The organism is Ruegeria sp. CDSC068, assembly GCF_059610545.1.
This window is the reverse complement of the sequence record NZ_JBXWNV010000001.1, coordinates 799,178-817,251: the sequence shown is the minus strand read 5'-3', so window position 1 is coordinate 817,251 and position 18,074 is coordinate 799,178. Positions and strand designations below refer to the sequence as shown.

Here is an 18,074-nt window from a genome sequence, read left to right as displayed (position 1 = left end):
CCAGCGGTTGATTGCAGACGCGACTCGGACAAACACGCGGAGAATGGCGCGAAACAGCGCGTGTTGCCGGGTTGGGGTGACGACGTTCATCGGTTTGGTGTCTGTGGTGCCTGTCCGGACGAAAACACACACAATTACCACTTAGGAGGCATCACAATGAAACCGCAAAACCTGGCAATCATTTCTGCATTCGTATTGGGCCTGCCGGCGATGGCTGCTGCGCAGTCCTCGGCGGACACCAACGGCGATGGAGTTCTGACCATAGAAGAAGTTCAGGCCGTTCTGCCCGAGGTTGACGCCGATGGTTTCTCGGCGATGGACGCCAACGGCGACGGGTCGCTGGACGCAGATGAAATTGCCATCGCGCAGGAAGCAGGGTTGCTACCGCCCAGCAACGGTTAATCCCGCGAAGGCATCGGCGGCCCGTACCCCCACGGGCCGCCATATTTCAATGGGTTACGCCGGCAAATAAATGTTAAACCTGCCGCGCAGTTCGGCATCCAAAAGCGGATCGAATCTGGCCGGAGACGGCGTCGAGAGAATCTCTTCTTTCCGCTTCACCGCCTTTTCGATCAAATCGGGCTTGCCAATTTCAACCCATTCCTTCGGAGACGACCGGTCGCCAAAAGTCGGGTAGACATAGTCCGCCTGCATGCGGCTCAGCGTTGCATCGGTTCCCAGATAGTGACCGGGTCCTCCGATACAGACTTCGGCCATCTGATCCAGTGCCAGCGTTTCGTCCGTCACTTCGATGCCGCGAACACAGCGTTGCGCTTGCCCGATTAAATCATCGCTGAGGATCAGGCTTTCATGGCAGAATCCCAGCAGCGAGGCATGCATGCCTGCGGACTCATACACCATGTTCAAACCCGAAAGCCCGGCCATGACGTTCGAGCACATCTGCTCCCACCCGGCTTGCATGTCGGGCAGTTTCGCATCCGATGCACCGGCGGCCGCGCCGCCCGGCAGGTCGTAGAAGTGGTGCATTTGGGCGCAGCCCGCTGTCAGGAGTGCTTGTTCGCCAGACCCGATGGACATCGCACCTGTACGCAGATCAAGGCCAAAAGGCCAAGTGCCAAAAATCGCGGGAGCGCCTGGACTTACGGCGTTTACATAAACCAACCCGGCCAGGCATTCGGCGGTGGCCTGCGCAATAGCACCAGCGATTGTCGAAGGCGCGGTGGCGCCGGCCATTCCGGCCGATAGCAGCAGAACGGGCATGCCCGCTTTGATGCATTCCTCCATGACTTCGCAGCTTTCGGTTGCGAATTTCATCGGCGGAACAACAAAGCAGTTCGAGTTCGACATAAAGGGCCGTTCACGCCACTTATCCTCGCCACCAGCGATCATGTGCAGCATCTCGATCGCGGGGGCAACATGGCTGGGTTCGGTGAAGGACGTGCCGATATGTTTGAACGTTCCTGACGTGGTGGCGTAGACCGTGTTCAAATCCATCTCGAGGTTGTCGGCGATGTCGCGGCACACCATCGGGCGCTGAACAAAGTGAATGTTTTCAAGTTGTTCACAGATTCGGGATGCGTCGTGCAGGTCTTGAAGTGTCGAATCCCGGTATTCCTGCCCGTGAACATCAACCATGCTGACAGCCGCGCCGGCAGTACCAAAGTGGACGCGGTTGCCCGACAGTTCCAGATCGGAGTTGCCATCTCTTGAATGCAATGTGACCGAGCGATTGGCCTTGGCGATTGTGTCTTCGACCAAGGCGCGGGGGAAGCGAATACGCCCGTCGTCACCCAAGATACAGCCAGCGCCGACAAGATAGTCGATCCCGCTCTGTGGGGCGTCCGCCAGACCAATGGTTTCCAGCGCGGTCAGCGCGGCTTGGTGGATACGCTCGATCTGCGCCGGGGTTAGCACCTTCAGCATGCCGCCCTCCATGCCGGGGCGGATCGGGCGCAGATGTTCGGGCAGCGCTGTGGCACGGGCCGCACGGCGCGCGGCACGACCGCCGCTGCGCGATGAATTTCGGGTTTGTTCGTTCATAATTTAAGGTCCGGTCGAAAAAGTACGTTCAGGGTGAGTGTACTCAGACCACAACCGGCCGCCCACGCGCGGCACGCCCGCGATCCGCACCAATGGTACGGCTGATCAGGCGAATCTTCCAAACGTCACTTTGCATGCGGGTCCTCAATTGGTGATGCAAACTCTCTCAATACGAGGGCGCACAATCTGTCCTGTTTGCGACCTGAGGGGCCAAAAACGAAGTGTTGTGCCTTGTCGGCATCACGTTCTTGCCGTGGGGTGAAGTTTTTTCCCGAATGTGGGAAAATCTGTTAAGCTTCTATCACTTATTTAAGAGTGGTCCGTGATCTCAATGGATTTTTAACGATTGCAGACCAAGTTTTATGTGATGAAGCCCATCGTTTGGTGGGCGCGCTGCAAGGAATTTTGGAGAGGTTGATGAAAGCCCTGATGGCCCTCATGACCACCTGCCTGACAATCGGCATTGCACCGGTACATGCAGAGGATTGGACGGGGGCGTATGCGGGCTTCAGCTTTGGCTATGCGGATGTAGATGGCCCAAATAACTCTGGCGGAAACGACACGACTTTTGGACCGCTTGTCGGTTATGACCATGACTTCGGGAATTTCGTTCTTGGCGGTGAGCTGGAATACAATCGACTTTCTCTGGATCTGGGGCAGGGTGAAGGTAGCGTGGACAGTCTGACCCGCCTTAAGTTGCGCGGTGGTTATGATTTCGGACCGGCCTTGGGCTATGTCGTCGTAGGCGCGGCCCGATTGGATGCGTCACCGGAAAATGACACCGCTGCAGTGTACGGCATCGGAATTGCCTATCCCATCGGCGACAGTTTCGTCATCAGCGGTGAGGCTTTGCGTCAGGATTTTAACGACGTCACACGAAGTCAGGGCGATATTGACGCCAACGTGTTCAACTTGCGTACAACCTTCCGGTTTTAAGGCCGTCTATTCTGCCGCGTGACTTTCCGCCAGGACGGCGGCGAAATTGCAAATCGTACTGAGTGCTGCAGCAAAGCGGTCGTCATCAATTGTCATCGCAACACGCACGTGTCCTGCCGCCGCTGAGCCAAAACTTTCACCGGGCATGACGGCAATTGCGTGTGTATCCAGCAATGCGTTGGCGAATGCCTCACCGCTTAGCCCCGCTGCGCGGATGTCCAGCATCAGGTACATTGCACCCTGTGCCGGCACGAGGCCAATGGTGTTCTGGGTGGCAAGAATCTCGACCGCCAACGCGCGACGACGCCGGAACGGAGCGGCGATTTCCTCTTCAAGATCATGACCCGCGCTCAAAGCAAAACTGGCGGCGTCCTGAATGAACCCGGGCACGCCGTAAGTTGTGTGCGTTGCCAGATTGATGAGATGGGCGATCACCTCCTCGGGGCCGACCACCCAACCGCATCGGGACCCGGTCATCGCATGCGACTTGGACATCGAACCAACGACCAAAGTACGCTCGGCCATTCCGGGCAGGGTACGTGGTGAGATATGCTCACCTTCCCAGACCTGCGTGTCATAAACCTCATCCGAGATCAGCCACAGGTCGCGGGCACGGCAAACATCTGCGATACCGTTCAGCGTCTCGCGGGAATATACGACACCAGTGGGGTTGTTCGGGCTGTTGATCAACAGCGAAACCGCACCATCTGCCGCCGCATCGATCTGCTGCGCGCGCGGCTGAAATGCATCCTCGGCGGTGGTCTGGATGGCGCGGGCTGTCGCACCGGCGCCCCGGATCGTGCCGGGGTAAGTCGCGTAGTAGGGATCGAGATATAGGCCGACATCACCGGGATCGCACACCGCTACGTGGGCTGCGAATAGCGCAGATTGGCCGCCCGGAGTGATCAACACGTTATTTCGGCTTGTCTTCTGACCAGTGCGGGCCTGAATGCGCGCCGCAACGGTATCGCGCAGCAAATCCGATCCGGGCACCACAGCGTAGCCGGTGTTTCCCTGACGCGCCGATAGATCCATGGCATCCAAAATGGTCGGGTGCGTGCGAATGTCATGCTCACCAATGGTGAGTTCAGAAATGACGTGCCCTTCACTGATCATCCGGCGCGCACGGTAAAATACATCCCACCCATCACTGCCACCTCCGGTCAGATGAGTGATACGCTGCGACAGTTTCATGGCACGCTCCGATCTTGTCTTCAGCGCAGAATGGGCCAGAGGCATTGGAAAATGTCAATCAGCTTCGTGGGGGCAGAGTGGACTGTACTTTTTTCGTCAGGGTAGACCGCACCAGATCGTAAGATGTGGCCAGCCGATGACGCATCTCATCCTCGTCACAGTCAAACGGCAGGCGGATCCAGCTGCTATGAAAATAGGGGGCTTTGGTACCGACGCCTGCTTCGATCAGCATCTGAGTTGTCTCGATATCAGGCGTTTTGACGGACACGCCATCGTTGGCAGTGCCGATGCAGGCAAACATCTTACCGCCAACCTTCCAGGCATCATGGCCTCCGCCCCAAGGGTCGGAAAGGTCAGCGCCTGGGAACGTGCGGCAGATGGAATTGACAAATTCTCGGCTCATGGTCGAAAGGGTGCGTCACCTTGAGATTGAACTCAAGTCTTGGCTGAACGCGTTGTCCATGCTAGGGGAAGGACATGAACCGTATGACCTGCATCATTATCTGCTGCATTACCTGCTGATTTATCAAGCGGGCCGGTTTCTTTCGTTTTCATCCCTGAGACAAGTTGCTAAGCCCGCGCCAAGCGCAAGCATTTGCTGTCTTTAGGAGCCGACTGATGACGACAATCAAACTGCACAACACACGGACACGGGCGAAAGAAGATTTCGTTCCGATTAGTGCCGATAACGTGCGGATGTATGTCTGCGGACCCACGGTCTATGATCGCGCCCATCTGGGCAATGCGCGGCCCGTGGTGGTGTTTGACGTGCTCTATCGGTTGCTGCGCCATGTCTACGGGTCGGATCACGTGACCTATGTGCGCAATTTCACCGACGTGGATGATAAGATTAACGCAACCGCGCTGGCACGCCAGAAGGCGGGTGCTGAGGGCACGCTGGAGCAGTTGGTGCAGGAGCGGTCGGATGAAACCATCGGCTGGTATCTGCACGACATGGGCGCGTTGGGCGCGCTTGAGCCCGACGAGATGCCGCGTGCGACTCAGTACATCGCGCAAATGGTTGCGATGATTGAAGATTTGATCGCGAAGGGGCACGCTTACGCAGCCGAAGGGCACGTTCTGTTCGCAGTTGACAGCTGGAAGGAACACTACGGCGCTTTGTCTGGTCGATCGGTGGATGACATGATCGCCGGTGCCCGGGTTGAGGTTGCGCCATACAAGCGGAACCCGATGGATTTCGTGCTGTGGAAGCCCTCGACCGATGAGTTGCCGGGGTGGGATAGCCCATGGGGTCGTGGTCGTCCGGGGTGGCACATCGAATGTTCGGCCATGAGCTATGAGCTGCTGGGCGAGAGCTTTGATATTCACGGTGGCGGAAACGACCTGATGTTCCCGCACCATGAAAACGAGATCGCCCAGAGCAAATGCGCCCATCCGCACGGTGAGTTCGCGCGGTACTGGTTGCACAATGAGATGTTGCAGGTTGAAGGCAAGAAGATGTCCAAATCGCTGGGCAACTTCTTCACTGTGCATGACTTGTTGGAACAGGGCGTTCCGGGCGAGGTGATCCGGTTTGTCTTCCTGCAGACCCATTATCGCAAGCCGATGGACTGGACCGAGAAAAAGGCCCGTGAGGCTGAGGCGACGTTGCGCAAGTGGCGGGCGCTGACAGCAGGCATCGAGCCCGCCGCCAGCGCTGCACCCGCAGTCGTTGCTGCGCTAGGGGACGACCTGAACACGGCGGGTGCTTTGGCAGAGTTGCACCGTTTGGCGGCGGATGGTGATGCGGCCTCGTTGCTGGCCGGTGCTCAGCTGCTTGGTCTGTTGTCGCAAGAAATGGGTGCTTGGGCTGATACGGCTTCCGTGGATCTTTCAGCTCATGCAGACAGATTGTCTGATGCGCGGGCGAGTGCAATGCAGAGCAAAGACTTCTCGGAGGTCGATCGCCTAAAGGCAGCTTACGTGGCCGCTGGTCTGGAAGTACGGATGAGCAAGGACGGTGTCGAACTGGTTCCAGGCACTGGGTTCGATGCGGCCAAGCTGGAGGGCGTATGATGACCAAAGAACGCCTCTACCTCTACGACACTACTCTGCGCGATGGGCAGCAGACACAGGGTGTGCAGTTCTCGACCGCTGAGAAAGTGCAGATCGCGCAGGCTCTGGACGAGTTGGGCGTAGACTATATCGAGGGCGGCTGGCCGGGGGCGAACCCGACGGATAGTGCGTTTTTCGATGCGGCTCCCAAGACGTCAGCTTGCTTGACGGCCTTTGGGATGACTAAGCGATCGGGCCGGTCGGCAGAGAATGACGATGTTCTGGCGGCGGTGATGAACGCGGGTACGCGGGCGGTCTGTCTGGTGGGTAAGTCGCACGATTACCACGTGACCCATGCGCTTGGCATCTCGCTTGAGGAGAATGTCGAGAACGTCCGTGCCTCTGTTGCACATATCGTAGCGCAGGGGCGCGAGGCGCTGTTTGATGCCGAGCATTTCTTTGATGGCTACAAGGACAATCCAACCTATGCGCTTGAGGTTTGTCGGGCCGCGATGGATGCCGGTGCGCGCTGGGTAGTTTTGTGTGACACCAATGGGGGGGCTTTGCCTGCGGAAGTGTCTCGGATTGTGTCCGAGATGGTCGCGGCAGGCCTGCCGGGGGACCGGCTGGGTATCCATACCCACAACGATACGGAAAACGCGGTGGCCTGTTCTTTGGCGGCTGTCGATGCGGGCGCGCGGCAGGTTCAGGGAACCTTGAACGGATTGGGAGAGCGTTGCGGAAATGCGAACCTGACCTCATTGATCCCGACGCTGCTGCTGAAAGAACCTTATGCATCGAACTTTGACATCGGCGTCAGTGTAGAGGCCCTGGCGGGTCTGACCCGCGTCAGCCGCATGCTGGACGAGATCCTGAACCGGGTGCCCAGCAAACAATCCGCCTATGTCGGGGCGTCGGCTTTTGCGCACAAGGCTGGGCTGCATGCCAGCGCGATCCTTAAGGACCCGACGACCTATGAACATGTGGATCCGGCGTCGGTTGGGAACACACGGATCATTCCGATGTCGAACCAGGCGGGGCAGTCGAACCTGCGCCAGCGCTTGATCGAGGCCGGTTTGTCGGTCGAATCCGGTGACCCGGCCTTGGGCCGCATCCTCGAACGGATCAAGCTGCGCGAGGCAGAAGGTTATTCCTACGACACCGCGCAGGCCAGCTTTGAGTTGCTGGCGCGGGACGAACTGGGTCAACTGCCCGAGTTCTTCGAGGTAAAGCGGTACAAGGTCACCGTTGAACGGCGCAAGAACAAGTACAACAAAATGGTCAGCTTGTCCGAGGCCGTTGTTGTGGTGAAGGTCGACGGCGAAAAGAAACTGTCGGTCAGCGAGTCTCTGGATGGGTCCGGCGGCGACCGGGGTCCGGTGAACGCGCTGGCCAAGGCGCTGGCCAAGGATCTTGGTCAATACTCGCGGATATTGGACGACATGCATCTTGTCGACTTCAAGGTGCGTATCACGCAGGGCGGCACCGAGGCTGTAACCCGCGTTATCATCGACAGTGAAGATGGGCAGGGTCGCCGGTGGTCCACCGTTGGCGTCAGCGCGAACATAGTCGATGCCTCGTTCGAGGCGTTGCTGGACGCGATCCAATGGAAACTGGTGCGTGATTGCGGCCCACAGTCGGCAGTCGCCGAGTGAGTGCTCCATTTGACGATGACGTCAAGGCCTGTGCAGCGCTGTTACACAAGGCCGATCCCGACCGGTTCATGGCTGCCATGGCGGCCCCGGTTTCCGCACGGGCGGTGTTGTTTCCGATTTATGCGCTGAACATCGAAGTCGCCCGGGCACCCTGGGTGACGCAAGAGCCGATGATTGCCGAGATGCGCCTGCAATGGTGGCGCGATGCCTTGCAGGAGATTGCCGAGGGTCCGACTGTTCGCCGGCACGAGGTCGTCACACCGCTGTCGCGTGTCTTGTCCCCTCATCTTGCGTCGATGATGGATGAATATGTGGCTGTAAGGCGTTGGGATATTTATCGCGACCCGTTCGAGGACGAAGATCATTTCGACGCGTACATAAACCACAGCGCAGGCACGCTCACGGTAGTAGCGGCACAGGCGCTGGGGTCGGCGGATGAGGATGTCGTGCGGGACTTTGGCTATGCCGTTGGGGTAGCCAACTGGTTGCGCGCCATCCCAGACCTCGAAGCACGCGGGCGAATTCCGCTGCTGGATGGAACGCCTGCGGGTGTTCAGCGTCTGGCTGAAAAAGCGCACGGGCGGTTGAAACGGGCACGTACTCAGCGAAACTTGGTTTCGGCAAAAGCTGCTGCCGCTCTGCATGCCGGTTGGCAAACCGAATTGGTTCTAAAGCAGGTCATTGCGCGCCCGGATAAGGTCGCCTCAGGAACCCTTGGGCCGGGTGAAATCCGCCGCCGCCTGTCATTGATGGTGCAGGCGGCAACGGGGCGCTGGTAGTTACTCCCAGCCGCCGGCGCGCATTTCGGCCGAGATTTTCAGTTGCACCAAGTCCGACGTTCCCGGGGCAAACATCCCGACGCCATACTCGCTGCGCAAAAGTTGGCCATCGGCTTCGACGGCAACCCAGTCACCTTTGTAGTAATCGAAGAATCCAGCCAGGGGATGTTCACCCATGAAGGTCAGGTCGATCTCAAGCGTTGCGGGCTTGGTCTGATCCTTGATTGTCAAATCTCCGATCATTTGCAGGGTGCTTGCACCGGTTTGCACCGCCGAGGTCGAGACGAATTTGATGTTTGGGTAAGCCTCGACGTCGAAGAAATCACCGCTTTTGAGGTGATCGTTGAGCGGCCCCCAACCGGTTTCGACACTTGAGGCGTCGATTGTGATATCCGCGCTGGTTGCGGTGACATTTTCGGGATCAAACTCGACGGTGCCGGATACGGCGGTCCATTCGCCGGATTGTTCGGTCAGTCCCGCGTGGTTGTAGTAGAACCGGATTTCCGTGTGACTTTGATCAAAGTGATAGGTTTCGGCAAAGGCTGGCGTGGCCAGTGCCAAAACGAGGGCAGATGCGGTAAACAGCTTCATGACATTTCTCTGATTTGCAGGGTTGATGATTAACATGTAAATGCATCTAAAATGATGAGCAAAGAAAAACCACAATCCTCGCGGAGGCGTGATGAGCGGATTTGAAGAACGAGAGGCGGCTTGGATCGCACTGAACCAGACACGCACCCGGATCTTTTCCCGGGCTGAGCGCGCGCTGGTGGCAGCCGGATATCCACGACTGCACTGGTATGATGTTCTGTGGGAGTTAGAGAGATCGCCGGACGGTCTGCGCCCCAAGCAACTAGAGCAGCAACTTCTGTTTGATCAGTCCAGCTTTTCTCGTCAGGTCGCACGGATGGCGGAAGACGGGTTGCTGACACGCCATGCTGCAGCTGGGGATGGGCGGGGGAAGGTTCTTCGCATTACAGACGAAGGTCGCACCCTGAGGCGGCAGATGTGGGATATCTACCGCAAGCACATTGATGAGGGGATCGCCGAGGCACAGAAATTAGGTGCCTTTGCACCGATACTGAACCTTAACGATTAGGCCGTTCGGGGCCGCATCGTCAGCCACAAAAGCGCGCCGCCCGCCAAAGTCAGAAGGGGGATCATCGCGACGTTCACCGCGGTCCAACCTTCGATTGGAGAGCCGCCAGAACAGTTCATTAGCCCGCCGGAAGCCAGTGAGGCAAACGTGACGCCACCAAACACCAGCAGGTCGTTCAACCCCTGCATGCGTCCGCGCTCGCTGACGTCGTGCGATTCAGCCAACATGGTGGTTGCGCCGATAAAACCAAAGTTCCAGCCAATGCCCAGCAGGATCAGCGCGACAAAGAAGTTACCTAGTTCAACGCCCTGCAAAGCCACCACTCCGGCCGCAGCTAGTATGAGAAGGCCCAGTGCCACAATCCGTTCGACCCCAAAGCGGGCAATCAATTGTCCGGTGAAAAAGCTGGGAATGTACATCGCCAACACGTGGCTGGTGACGACATCCGCCGCGTCATTGGCGCTGAACCCGCAGCCCACGACGGCCAGCGGTGTCGACGTCATCACAAGGTTCATCAGCGCGTAGGACACCATGGCGCAGATGATTGCGACCGCAATACGCGGCGTCTTCAGAAGCTCGATCCGGGACCGGCCTTTGGGGGCATCAGCCGCAGGCTTGGGCGGGGTCGGAATGTCGAGGAAAAAGAACAGGGCCGAGCCAATGACGTTCACCGCGATAACAGCGATATACGTGCCGAGAAAAGGGATGACATACGCGGTCGAGGTCAGTTTGACGATCTGAGGCCCGATGATTGCCGCTGCCAGACCGCCCGCCATGACGTAGGAAATCGCTTTGGGACGGAAATCGTCCGATGCGGTGTCAGCGGCGGCAAAGCGGTAGAAACCGTGCGCGCTCATGTAGATGCCGGTCAGCAGGCTGCCAGCAAGAAACACTGGGAATGACCCCAGAAACAAGCCATATGCACCGACAAGCCCGCCGCAAGCCCCTGCCGTCGCGCCGACCAGAAATCCAGCCCGGCGACCCCACCGTTGCATGATGGCCGAGATCGGCGTCGCCGCCAGCATTGAGCCAAGGACGATCAAAGATATGGGCAGAGTCGCCAGGCAGGGATTGGTTGCCAATGACTGTCCGGCCAGCCCACCGACGATAAAGATCATCGGCATCTGTGCGCCAAGCAAGGCCTGCGCGGCCACCAGAACGGCGACATTCCGTTTGGCCTGACTGTTGTCGGAGGGGGTGGCGGTCATCGTCATGAGCACATGCGTAATGGCGAAAACGATTGTGCACAAGCGGGTTGCATCTGCGGCAAAGCAGCCTAACGTGCAGTCGATCATCGAGGCCGGAGAGCACATGTCCGTTGGACGGATCATAGAAACACCCGACTGTGTGGAAGAAGGCGCGACGTGGCTGGCCGAAAGCTGCCCGCGCATGGCTTATGCGATGGAACAGACCGGTCCGCTGCCCTTGCGCCGTCGCCCGGACGGGTTTGCGCAACTGCTTAGCGCCATAGTCAGTCAGCAGGTGAGTGTGGCCTCGGCCAATGCGATCTGGAACCGGTTGAAGGATGCGAAACTGACCGGCCCGCGCAAAATCATGTGGGCCACCGACGATGATCTGCGTGCAGTTGGGTTAAGCCGGCAAAAAATCCGCTACGCCCGCGCTTTGGCTGAGGCGCGCGTTGACTACAAAGCCTTGCGGGACGTTTCAAACGATGACGTAGTGGCGATCCTGACCGAGGTGTCGGGTATTGGCGTCTGGACCGCCGAGATCTACGCCATGTTTTCGCTCGGCCGCGCTGACGTGATCGCGCCGGGCGATCTGGCGCTGCAAGAGGCTGCGCGCATCCTCTATGATTTGCCCGATCGGCCGACCGACAAACAGCTGCGCCAGATGGCCGAAGCCTGGTCGCCCTGGCGGTCGGTTGCGGCGCGGGTTTTGTGGGCCTATTACCGGGTGGCAAAAGAACGAGAAGGGATCAGATGACACGGGTTTTGAATGCGCTCCGAAAAGAGCCGGTTTCGGGCGATACACGCTCGGTCGTGGTGTTCGTGCACGGCTATGGCGCCAACGGGGCCGATTTGCTGGGGTTGGCCGATCCGCTGGGGGAACATCTGCCCGACACGTTGTTTGTGTCACCCGATGCGCCGGAACAGATTCCCGGAATGCCCAACGGATATCAGTGGTTCCCGATCCCGTGGATTGACGGGTCGTCCGAAGAAGAAGCACGCCGTGGCATGGAAATGGCCGCCGACGATTTCAACGCTTTCCTTGATGCCCTGATGGTGGATGAAGATGTGCTGCCCGAGCAGGTGGTCCTGTTTGGGTTCTCGCAAGGTACGATGATGAGCCTGTACGTCGCGCCGCGCCGCGAAGACCCGGTGGCTGGGATTGTTGCGTTCTCTGGCCGGTTGTTGGAACCGGACCTGCTGCCCGACGAAACCGTCAGCCGAATGCCGATCCTTTTGGTGCATGGTGATGCCGACGACGTGGTTCCACCACAATCGTTGCCCGAAGCTGCCGAAGCACTGCAGGCTGCAGATTTCAAAGAAGTATATGCGCATGTCATGAAAGGCACCGGCCACGGGATTGCCCCGGACGGTCTTAGTGTCGCGCTGGCCTTTATGCGCGACAAGCTGAGCCTGTAGCGATGATCGCGGTCCGTCCCATGATGCCTGAGGATGTGGCAGTTGCCTGTCGGATTCTCAATGAAATCATTGCTATCGGCGGGACGACCGCGTTTGAAACACCGTTTTCCGAGGCGCTGTTTGCCCAAGTCTACCTGAATGGCGCAGACAAAATCTGTTGCCTCGTTGCCCTTGATGAACAGGGCGAGGTGGCCGGGTTTCAATGGCTTGGCACGAATGAGAACCTGCCGGAAGATTGCGCGGATATAGCGACTTTCACCCGGCGAGAGCCGGTGTTGAAAGGGGCAGGGCGGGCGTTGTTCTCTGAAACCACGACCTACGCTGCGGCCCTTGGGTTCAGCGCGCTCAACGCGACGATCCGGGCCGACAACCGGCAGGGGCTTAGCTATTACGACAAGATGGGTTTCCGCGACTACTCGGTCACATATGCTGTTTCTCTGCAAGACGGAACGCCAGTCGACAGGATTTCGAAACGGTTTGAATTGATGAAGGAAACGACATGCTGATTGTCACCGGAACGGTTGAAGTGTCGCTAGATAGTGTCGACAAAGCCATTGAGGCCGCTCAGAAAATGGTCGCCGAGACCGTAAAAGAGTCCGGCTGCCTGATCTATGAATTCAGCCAGATACTCGGGCAATCCAACAAGTTCCGCGTGTATGAAGAATGGCAGGATCAGGCCGCGCTCGAGGCGCATTTCGCTGCCCCGCATATGGCCGAGTTTCAAGCTGTTCTGGGCGAAGTGGGCGTTGTTTCGAGCGACATCTACAGAATTGTCGGGGGAGAAAGGCAACCGCTGCGCTAGGGTCTCAGTCCCACAGGTGACCTTCAGCGAATTCCACCGAGTTCCCGGCGGGGTCCCGAACATACAGCGATCGTGCCCCGCTTGGCCAATCGAACTCGGCGTCTATGGGGATGTTCCACTCCAGTAGATGCTTGCGCATTTCGTCTATCTCTGTCCGCGATAAAGTCATGCAGACGTGACCGGGCCCGCGTGCGCCATGCGGCGGGACGGGCAGGTTCGGATTTTCCGGCGGTTTTGCCGTCTCATCAGCGTTGAACAGCAACAACACCGATCCGCCGATGCGGAAAAACGCATGCCGGTTCGCGACGCGTTGAATACACTCTAACGCCAATATTTCACCATAGAATCGTTCAGCCGCGTCCAGATCGCCAACATAAAGCGCGGCCTCAAGGATCCCCCCTGGGGATGGTGTGCTTCGGGTGACTTTCATGCCTTAACCCTATCACAAAAGGACGTTTTTGTCACCTGCGCGGTCGGCGGTCCCGTTTTCGTTGCGGCGCGGAATCCAATGTAGGGGCTGTCAGGCTGTCCCATTGGCCGGGCTCCAACCCCTCCAGTGTATAGTCCCCGATCCGGGCGCGGATCAGGCGCAGGGTGGGATGACCGACCGCTGCCGTCATGCGTCGAACCTGCCGGTTGCGGCCTTCGCGCAAGGTCAGCTCGATCCAGCTATCCGGTATAGTTTGGCGGACGCGGATAGGTGGGTTTCGTGGCCACAGGCCTTCGGGCTCATCCATCAACCGGGCCTTGGCCGGGCGCGTCGGTCCGTCCTTCAGATCAATCCCGTCGCGCAGAGCCTTCAGGGCGGCAGCATCGGGTGAACCTTCCACCTGAACCCAATAGGTTTTGGGCATCTTGTGCTTGGGGTCCGATATTTGCGCCTGCAGCCGGCCGTTGTCAGTCAGCAGCATCAGACCCTCGCTGTCGCGATCCAGCCGCCCAGCCGGATACACACCGGGCAGGTCGATGAAATCCGACAAAGTGCTGCGCGGTGTCTCTGCATTTGCGCGGTCGGTAAACTGCGGCAACACTTCGAAGGGTTTGTTGAATCGTATGAACCAGCTCATGATCCCGCCATAGCCTGCCAGAGGCAGAGAACGCAACCTGTGGATAACTGTCACGTCTTTGTTACGGAGCAGGCATACTCAATACCCGAGATGTTGTGGAAACTCAGGGCTTGTCAGAGTTTTAACACGATATATAGTTGAGTTAAGGCCGGGGCGGGTGTTCCCCGCTCTGGTGTCAATAACGGGCAGAGCAGAGCGAGGAGCGATTCCGATATGGACGGAGAATTCAGGACCGAATTTGTCAGGGAACCGGGTGCCCTAAAGCACCATCCGGCATTGGTTTTGAACGCCGATTATCGCCCCTTATCCTATTACCCACTGTCCCTGTGGCCCTGGCAAGAAGCGATCAAGGCGGCCTGGCTGGACAGGGTGGATATCGTGGCCGAATACGACGAGGTCGTCCGAAGCCCCAGTACCGAGATCCGAATACCGTCGGTCGTTGTCCTCAAAGACTATGTAAAACCCAGAAAGCGCGTGGCCTTCACGCGCTTTAATTTATTTTTAAGGGACGAGTTCCGCTGCCAGTATTGTGGAAGCCGGGACAACCTGACCTTTGACCATGTTGTTCCGCGGGCTGCCGGGGGTGTGACCAGTTGGCAGAACGTTGTGGCGGCGTGCAGCCCCTGCAACCTGAGGAAGGGATCGAAGTCGCTGCGGCAGGCGGGCATGTCGCTGCGCAAACCGCCGCGTCAGCCAGATGCCGAGGCGCTGCGAAACATCGGGCGCAAGTTCCCCCCGAACCACCTGCATGACAGCTGGATCGACTTTCTGTATTGGGATGCCGAACTGGACGCGTAGTAAAGTTTATTTTGCGCGGAACGCGGCCAACCAGACTAAAACCAGACCAGCCGATAACACAGCGTTCCACCCGGCCATCGACAGGCCGAACATCTCCCACGGGATATCATCACAGCGCACAAGCGGCGCGGACATGATCTGATCCATAAGCTCCTCAGCGGACAATCCGCCAATATCGCCCGACGTGCAGCTGGTTGGACCTTCCCACCATTTCTGCTCGACGCCTGCGTGGTACATGCCAATCCCGGCAGTCACCATCGCGGCAACCGCACCCAAAAGCGGCAGGGGGCGAATGCCTGGAAAGGCAAAGGCCAACACGCCAATCAGAACAGCCGCGCCGTGGGGATAGCGTTGCCAGATGCACATTTTGCACGGGGTCATACCGCCCAGGTGTTGAAACGCCCACGCGCCCAGCAAGAGTGCAGCAGAACCGCCAGCCGCTATCAGGATCAACAGTTTTTTGCGTGTCATAAGAACTTCACCGCTAAGAACCCACCGAACAGCAGGATGACAAACAGAGTGAACATAAGCCCCAGACGCTTTTCGATGAAGTTGCGAATGGGTTCACCAAAGCCCCAAAGCAGCCCGGCAACAACAAAGAACCTGAGCGCGCGGGCCAGAATCGACGTGGCGATGAATGTGCCCAGCGGCATGCCCGTCCAACCGGACATGATGGTGATTACCTTATACGGGAATGGGGTAATCCCTGCGCCCAGCACGGCCCAGAATCCGAAGTCGTTGAACTTGGTGTTGAACTCTTCCATGGCATGCGCTTTGCCCATGGATTCGAGGATGGGTTGGCCGATGCTTTCATAGAAGAACGCGCCGATCGCATAACCCAGCATGCCTCCCAGCACCGACGCCACCAGGGCGACCGTCGCGATCAGCCAGGCGCGCGACGGGCGCGCAAGAATCATGGGAATCATCAGAACGTCCGGGGGAATCGGAAAGAACGAGCTTTCGACAAATGCCACAATGGCCAGAGCCCAAAGCGCGTGCGGGTGTTCGGCCAGACGAATGGTCCAGTCATAGAGCGATCGCAACATCAGATGCTAAAATCCCGTTCTCTTGTTGCGTCAGCCAAACCATGCGCCTGATGGGTCGTCAACCGTGCCTGAAGAAAACAAACTGAATATCGGTTGTTTTTTGCCTCTGGACCTTCCCGATTATGAGCGCTAATCCAGTGTTCGTGGCCCAAGTGGCGGAATGGTAGACGCAGGGGATTCAAAATCCCCCGTCCTAACGGACGTGCCGGTTCGAGTCCGGCCTTGGGTACCAAGGTAAAAACAGAGAGTTAGGGTAACCTGCTCTCTGTTTTTTCTTTTTTGGCATTTCGAATGCTCATGTTGCCACTTTTGGTCCGGTACCGAAAATGTCGGGGTTTTGACGGTCGTTGGAAAGCTTGGCGACAATCTAAGTTCCGGATTGCGCGCAGCTTTTTCGGGCAAGTTTTCCGGCAAACTCAGGAAAAAGCGAACAAACTAGGGTTGTTCATGCCGAATCCAATCCCAGTTTCTGCGCTCACTTACTGCGTCGCAGGATCAGCCACGCCAGAAACCCAACATAGGCGAAAACGCTTAGGTTCAGTGCGGTGTCGATCAGTTGGCCACTCATGATCGGTCCTCCTGCGCCAGACGTTTGAACAGACAGACAACAATAATTGGCACGATAAACACGAAGGCGATGGCTGACAGCGCTATTATGGACCTTACCAGAGAGATATCGCCCACCAGAATCATCGCCATCCCTAACGCGCCAAGGATAATGCCCCAAATCGTACGAATTCGGGGGGAGGGGTTGTCGTCGCCTCCGGTTCCTATCATCGCAAGGGTGAACCCGGCGCTTACGACGCTGGTAACCACGAACAGGAACGCGGCCAGGATTGTTGCTATTCTTGTGATGCCATCTAGCGGGAAGCGCTCAAGCAACGCAAATGTTGTTGCGTCAAGGTTCTCTGCGTTGACGGCTGATAAGGCTCCGTCCTGACGCAAAGCATCGAAAAAACCCAAGCCGCCAAAAACGCCGAACCACAGGATAGAGAAAAGTGTAGGGGTGACGACGACTCCGATCAGAAACTCTCGGATCGTGCGTCCGCGGGAAATCCGGGCGATAAAAATGCCCACGAAAGGTGACCAAGCAAGCCACCAGATCATATAGTTCAGCGTCCAGCCGTGGAACCAGTCGACCAAGAGGTCGTCGAAGAATTCCGCGGTCGAGAATCCTGCGGGTAGGACACCGAACAGATAGCGTCCGAATCCCGAAACGATGCCATCCATCAGATAAGATGTGGGACCCAGCACCAGAAGATAGACCATCATCCCGACGGCGATCAGCATTGCTGCGTTGGACAGTAGGGCCATTCCGTCGCCCAGATCGCGACGCAACGGTATGATGAATGCAATACAAAGCGCGGCAAAAACGGGCAGAGTCAGCACGCCTGGGGTTTCTATACCCAACAGGCCTGCCAATCCGGTTTGGATCTGAAATACCCCCATTGCCATTGAGCCCGCCAACCCGACGGCAATTGCGACGATCGAGAGCAAGTCGAAAACCCACCCCAGCGCTTTTGTCCATCCTGCTTCACCAAGTGCGTCGGTGACTGGGGCACTTAGTAACAAAGTGCGATTTCGGCGATAGGCAAAGTAGGCGATGACCAATCCGACGATTCCGTAAATCGCCCAGGCGTGGAATCCCCAGTTCAAGTAGGTCACGAACATCGCATAACTGGCCGCTTCTGCGTCGCTATTGTATTGACGCAGCACTTCGTAGTGGGTCAGCGGCTCGGCTGCGCCATAGAACAGTAGACCGACACCCATCCCTGCGGCGAATAGCATCGCGATCCACGCGGTCGTTGAAAACTCTGGTTCGGCTGTGTCAGGGCCAAGGCGGATATCTCCAAACCGTGACAGGGCCAGAAAGAGGACCACAAACAAAAGCCCGCTGACCTCAAGCATGATGAACCAGCCGCGGCTGTTGAATTGCGTCTCAACCGCCGATGCAGCAATGCGACCCAGGCCTTGCGGGTCAGCAATGCCCCAGATTGCGATGGCCGCACTAAGGGCTAGGGCGATCACAAGCATCGGACTGGGTGATTTGCCGTCCACTGTCCAGAACCCTTCCGCGTAAATTCATGAAACATCGG

At 57.9% G+C, this 18,074-nt stretch carries 21 protein-coding genes and 1 tRNA gene; 12 read left to right on the top strand and 10 right to left on the bottom strand.

Translation table 11 applies throughout. The annotated features are described in order from the left end of the window. Nucleotides 1-156: 156 nt before the first annotated feature. Nucleotides 157-402, top strand: coding sequence for an EF-hand domain-containing protein (locus tag AC2FID_RS03970; RefSeq protein WP_108859061.1), 246 nt, complete (start codon nucleotides 157-159; stop codon nucleotides 400-402). A 54-nt stretch (nucleotides 403-456) separates the two neighbouring features. Here the strand turns inward: AC2FID_RS03970 and AC2FID_RS03965 are convergent, their stop codons facing one another. Beyond that, the gene (locus AC2FID_RS03965; protein ID WP_058278025.1) at nucleotides 457-2,001 is read right to left on the bottom strand and encodes a trimethylamine methyltransferase family protein; all 1,545 of its coding nucleotides are present in this window, start codon (nucleotides 1,999-2,001) and stop codon (nucleotides 457-459) included. Nucleotides 2,002-2,418: 417 nt separating this feature from the next. On the opposite strand from AC2FID_RS03965, the gene AC2FID_RS03960 reads away from it, so the two are divergent. Continuing rightward, complete coding sequence (locus AC2FID_RS03960; RefSeq protein WP_496835490.1) at nucleotides 2,419-2,937, top strand: outer membrane protein; 519 nt, start codon at nucleotides 2,419-2,421, stop codon at nucleotides 2,935-2,937. Nucleotides 2,938-2,943: 6 nt separating this feature from the next. Here the strand turns inward: AC2FID_RS03960 and AC2FID_RS03955 are convergent, their stop codons facing one another. Together AC2FID_RS03955 and AC2FID_RS03950 are read right to left on the bottom strand one after the other, a co-directional pair. After that, complete coding sequence (locus tag AC2FID_RS03955) at nucleotides 2,944-4,131, bottom strand: pyridoxal phosphate-dependent aminotransferase (RefSeq protein WP_496835489.1); 1,188 nt, start codon at nucleotides 4,129-4,131, stop codon at nucleotides 2,944-2,946. 58 nt (nucleotides 4,132-4,189) lie between these two features. Next, nucleotides 4,190-4,534 (bottom strand): MmcQ/YjbR family DNA-binding protein, encoded by a 345-nt coding sequence (locus AC2FID_RS03950; RefSeq protein WP_496835466.1) that lies wholly within the window; start codon nucleotides 4,532-4,534, stop codon nucleotides 4,190-4,192. A gap of 215 nt (nucleotides 4,535-4,749) precedes the next feature. Here AC2FID_RS03950 and cysS point away from each other — a divergent pair, with 215 nt between their 5' ends. Genes cysS through AC2FID_RS03935 form a run of 3 tightly spaced genes read left to right on the top strand, consistent with a single transcriptional unit; the run spans nucleotide 4,750 to nucleotide 8,560 of the window. Next, entirely contained in the window at nucleotides 4,750-6,147 is a 1,398-nt protein-coding gene (gene cysS / locus AC2FID_RS03945) for a cysteine--tRNA ligase (RefSeq protein ID WP_496835487.1), read from the top strand. Continuing rightward, nucleotides 6,147-7,781 carry a citramalate synthase gene (gene cimA, locus AC2FID_RS03940; RefSeq protein ID WP_282168246.1) on the top strand — a complete coding sequence of 545 codons (1,635 nt, stop codon included), beginning with the start codon at nucleotides 6,147-6,149 and terminating at the stop codon, nucleotides 7,779-7,781. The genes cysS and cimA overlap by 1 nt, the downstream gene beginning before the upstream one ends. Next, nucleotides 7,778-8,560, top strand: coding sequence for a squalene/phytoene synthase family protein (locus tag AC2FID_RS03935; protein WP_496721751.1), 783 nt, complete (start codon nucleotides 7,778-7,780; stop codon nucleotides 8,558-8,560). The genes cimA and AC2FID_RS03935 overlap by 4 nt, the downstream gene beginning before the upstream one ends. On the opposite strand, the gene AC2FID_RS03930 is transcribed toward AC2FID_RS03935, so the two are convergent. Continuing rightward, the gene (locus tag AC2FID_RS03930; protein WP_496721752.1) at nucleotides 8,561-9,151 is read right to left on the bottom strand and encodes a YceI family protein; all 591 of its coding nucleotides are present in this window, start codon (nucleotides 9,149-9,151) and stop codon (nucleotides 8,561-8,563) included. 91 nt (nucleotides 9,152-9,242) lie between these two features. On the opposite strand from AC2FID_RS03930, the gene AC2FID_RS03925 reads away from it, so the two are divergent. Then, complete coding sequence (locus AC2FID_RS03925) at nucleotides 9,243-9,659, top strand: MarR family winged helix-turn-helix transcriptional regulator (protein WP_472723833.1); 417 nt, start codon at nucleotides 9,243-9,245, stop codon at nucleotides 9,657-9,659. Here AC2FID_RS03925 and AC2FID_RS03920 read toward each other — a convergent pair. Continuing rightward, nucleotides 9,656-10,873: an MFS transporter gene (locus AC2FID_RS03920; protein WP_058278017.1), complete on the bottom strand. Its 1,218-nt coding sequence runs from the start codon at nucleotides 10,871-10,873 to the stop codon at nucleotides 9,656-9,658. The genes AC2FID_RS03925 and AC2FID_RS03920 overlap by 4 nt on opposite strands. A gap of 97 nt (nucleotides 10,874-10,970) precedes the next feature. Between AC2FID_RS03920 and AC2FID_RS03915 the strand changes: the two genes are divergently transcribed. The 4 genes from AC2FID_RS03915 to AC2FID_RS03900 are packed head-to-tail and all read left to right on the top strand — an operon-like array spanning nucleotide 10,971 to nucleotide 13,067. Further along, a complete protein-coding gene (locus tag AC2FID_RS03915; protein ID WP_496835484.1) occupies nucleotides 10,971-11,603 on the top strand; it encodes a DNA-3-methyladenine glycosylase family protein in 633 nt (210 codons plus the stop codon). Further along, nucleotides 11,600-12,265 (top strand): alpha/beta hydrolase, encoded by a 666-nt coding sequence (locus AC2FID_RS03910; protein ID WP_058271726.1) that lies wholly within the window; start codon nucleotides 11,600-11,602, stop codon nucleotides 12,263-12,265. Before AC2FID_RS03915 ends, AC2FID_RS03910 begins: the two co-directional genes overlap by 4 nt. Before the next feature lie 2 nt (nucleotides 12,266-12,267). Then, nucleotides 12,268-12,771 carry a GNAT family N-acetyltransferase gene (locus AC2FID_RS03905; protein ID WP_496835482.1) on the top strand — a complete coding sequence of 168 codons (504 nt, stop codon included), beginning with the start codon at nucleotides 12,268-12,270 and terminating at the stop codon, nucleotides 12,769-12,771. After that, the gene (locus AC2FID_RS03900; protein ID WP_496835480.1) at nucleotides 12,765-13,067 is read left to right on the top strand and encodes a putative quinol monooxygenase; all 303 of its coding nucleotides are present in this window, start codon (nucleotides 12,765-12,767) and stop codon (nucleotides 13,065-13,067) included. The genes AC2FID_RS03905 and AC2FID_RS03900 overlap by 7 nt, the downstream gene beginning before the upstream one ends. A 4-nt stretch (nucleotides 13,068-13,071) precedes the next feature. Here AC2FID_RS03900 and AC2FID_RS03895 read toward each other — a convergent pair whose 3' ends face one another. Continuing rightward, nucleotides 13,072-13,497 carry a VOC family protein gene (locus AC2FID_RS03895; protein WP_108858539.1) on the bottom strand — a complete coding sequence of 142 codons (426 nt, stop codon included), beginning with the start codon at nucleotides 13,495-13,497 and terminating at the stop codon, nucleotides 13,072-13,074. A 31-nt stretch (nucleotides 13,498-13,528) separates the two neighbouring features. After that, nucleotides 13,529-14,134: an rRNA large subunit pseudouridine synthase E gene (locus AC2FID_RS03890; protein WP_496835478.1), complete on the bottom strand. Its 606-nt coding sequence runs from the start codon at nucleotides 14,132-14,134 to the stop codon at nucleotides 13,529-13,531. A 213-nt stretch (nucleotides 14,135-14,347) separates the two neighbouring features. On the opposite strand from AC2FID_RS03890, the gene AC2FID_RS03885 reads away from it, so the two are divergent. Then, entirely contained in the window at nucleotides 14,348-14,932 is a 585-nt protein-coding gene (locus tag AC2FID_RS03885) for an HNH endonuclease (RefSeq protein ID WP_058278012.1), read from the top strand. Between the two features lie 6 nt (nucleotides 14,933-14,938). Here the strand turns inward: AC2FID_RS03885 and AC2FID_RS03880 are convergent, their stop codons facing one another. After that, nucleotides 14,939-15,403, bottom strand: a complete 465-nt coding sequence (locus AC2FID_RS03880; protein WP_496760334.1) for a disulfide bond formation protein B — start codon at nucleotides 15,401-15,403, stop codon at nucleotides 14,939-14,941. Continuing rightward, nucleotides 15,400-15,978 carry a YqaA family protein gene (locus AC2FID_RS03875; protein ID WP_058278010.1) on the bottom strand — a complete coding sequence of 193 codons (579 nt, stop codon included), beginning with the start codon at nucleotides 15,976-15,978 and terminating at the stop codon, nucleotides 15,400-15,402. The genes AC2FID_RS03880 and AC2FID_RS03875 overlap by 4 nt, the downstream gene beginning before the upstream one ends. A 146-nt stretch (nucleotides 15,979-16,124) precedes the next feature. Here AC2FID_RS03875 and AC2FID_RS03870 point away from each other — a divergent pair. Then, nucleotides 16,125-16,210: transfer RNA gene (locus tag AC2FID_RS03870), tRNA-Leu, on the top strand. Nucleotides 16,211-16,542: 332 nt separating this feature from the next. Here AC2FID_RS03870 and AC2FID_RS03865 read toward each other — a convergent pair. Next, nucleotides 16,543-18,036, bottom strand: coding sequence for a BCCT family transporter (locus tag AC2FID_RS03865; protein WP_496835477.1), 1,494 nt, complete (start codon nucleotides 18,034-18,036; stop codon nucleotides 16,543-16,545). Between the last annotated feature and the right edge of the window lie 38 nt (nucleotides 18,037-18,074).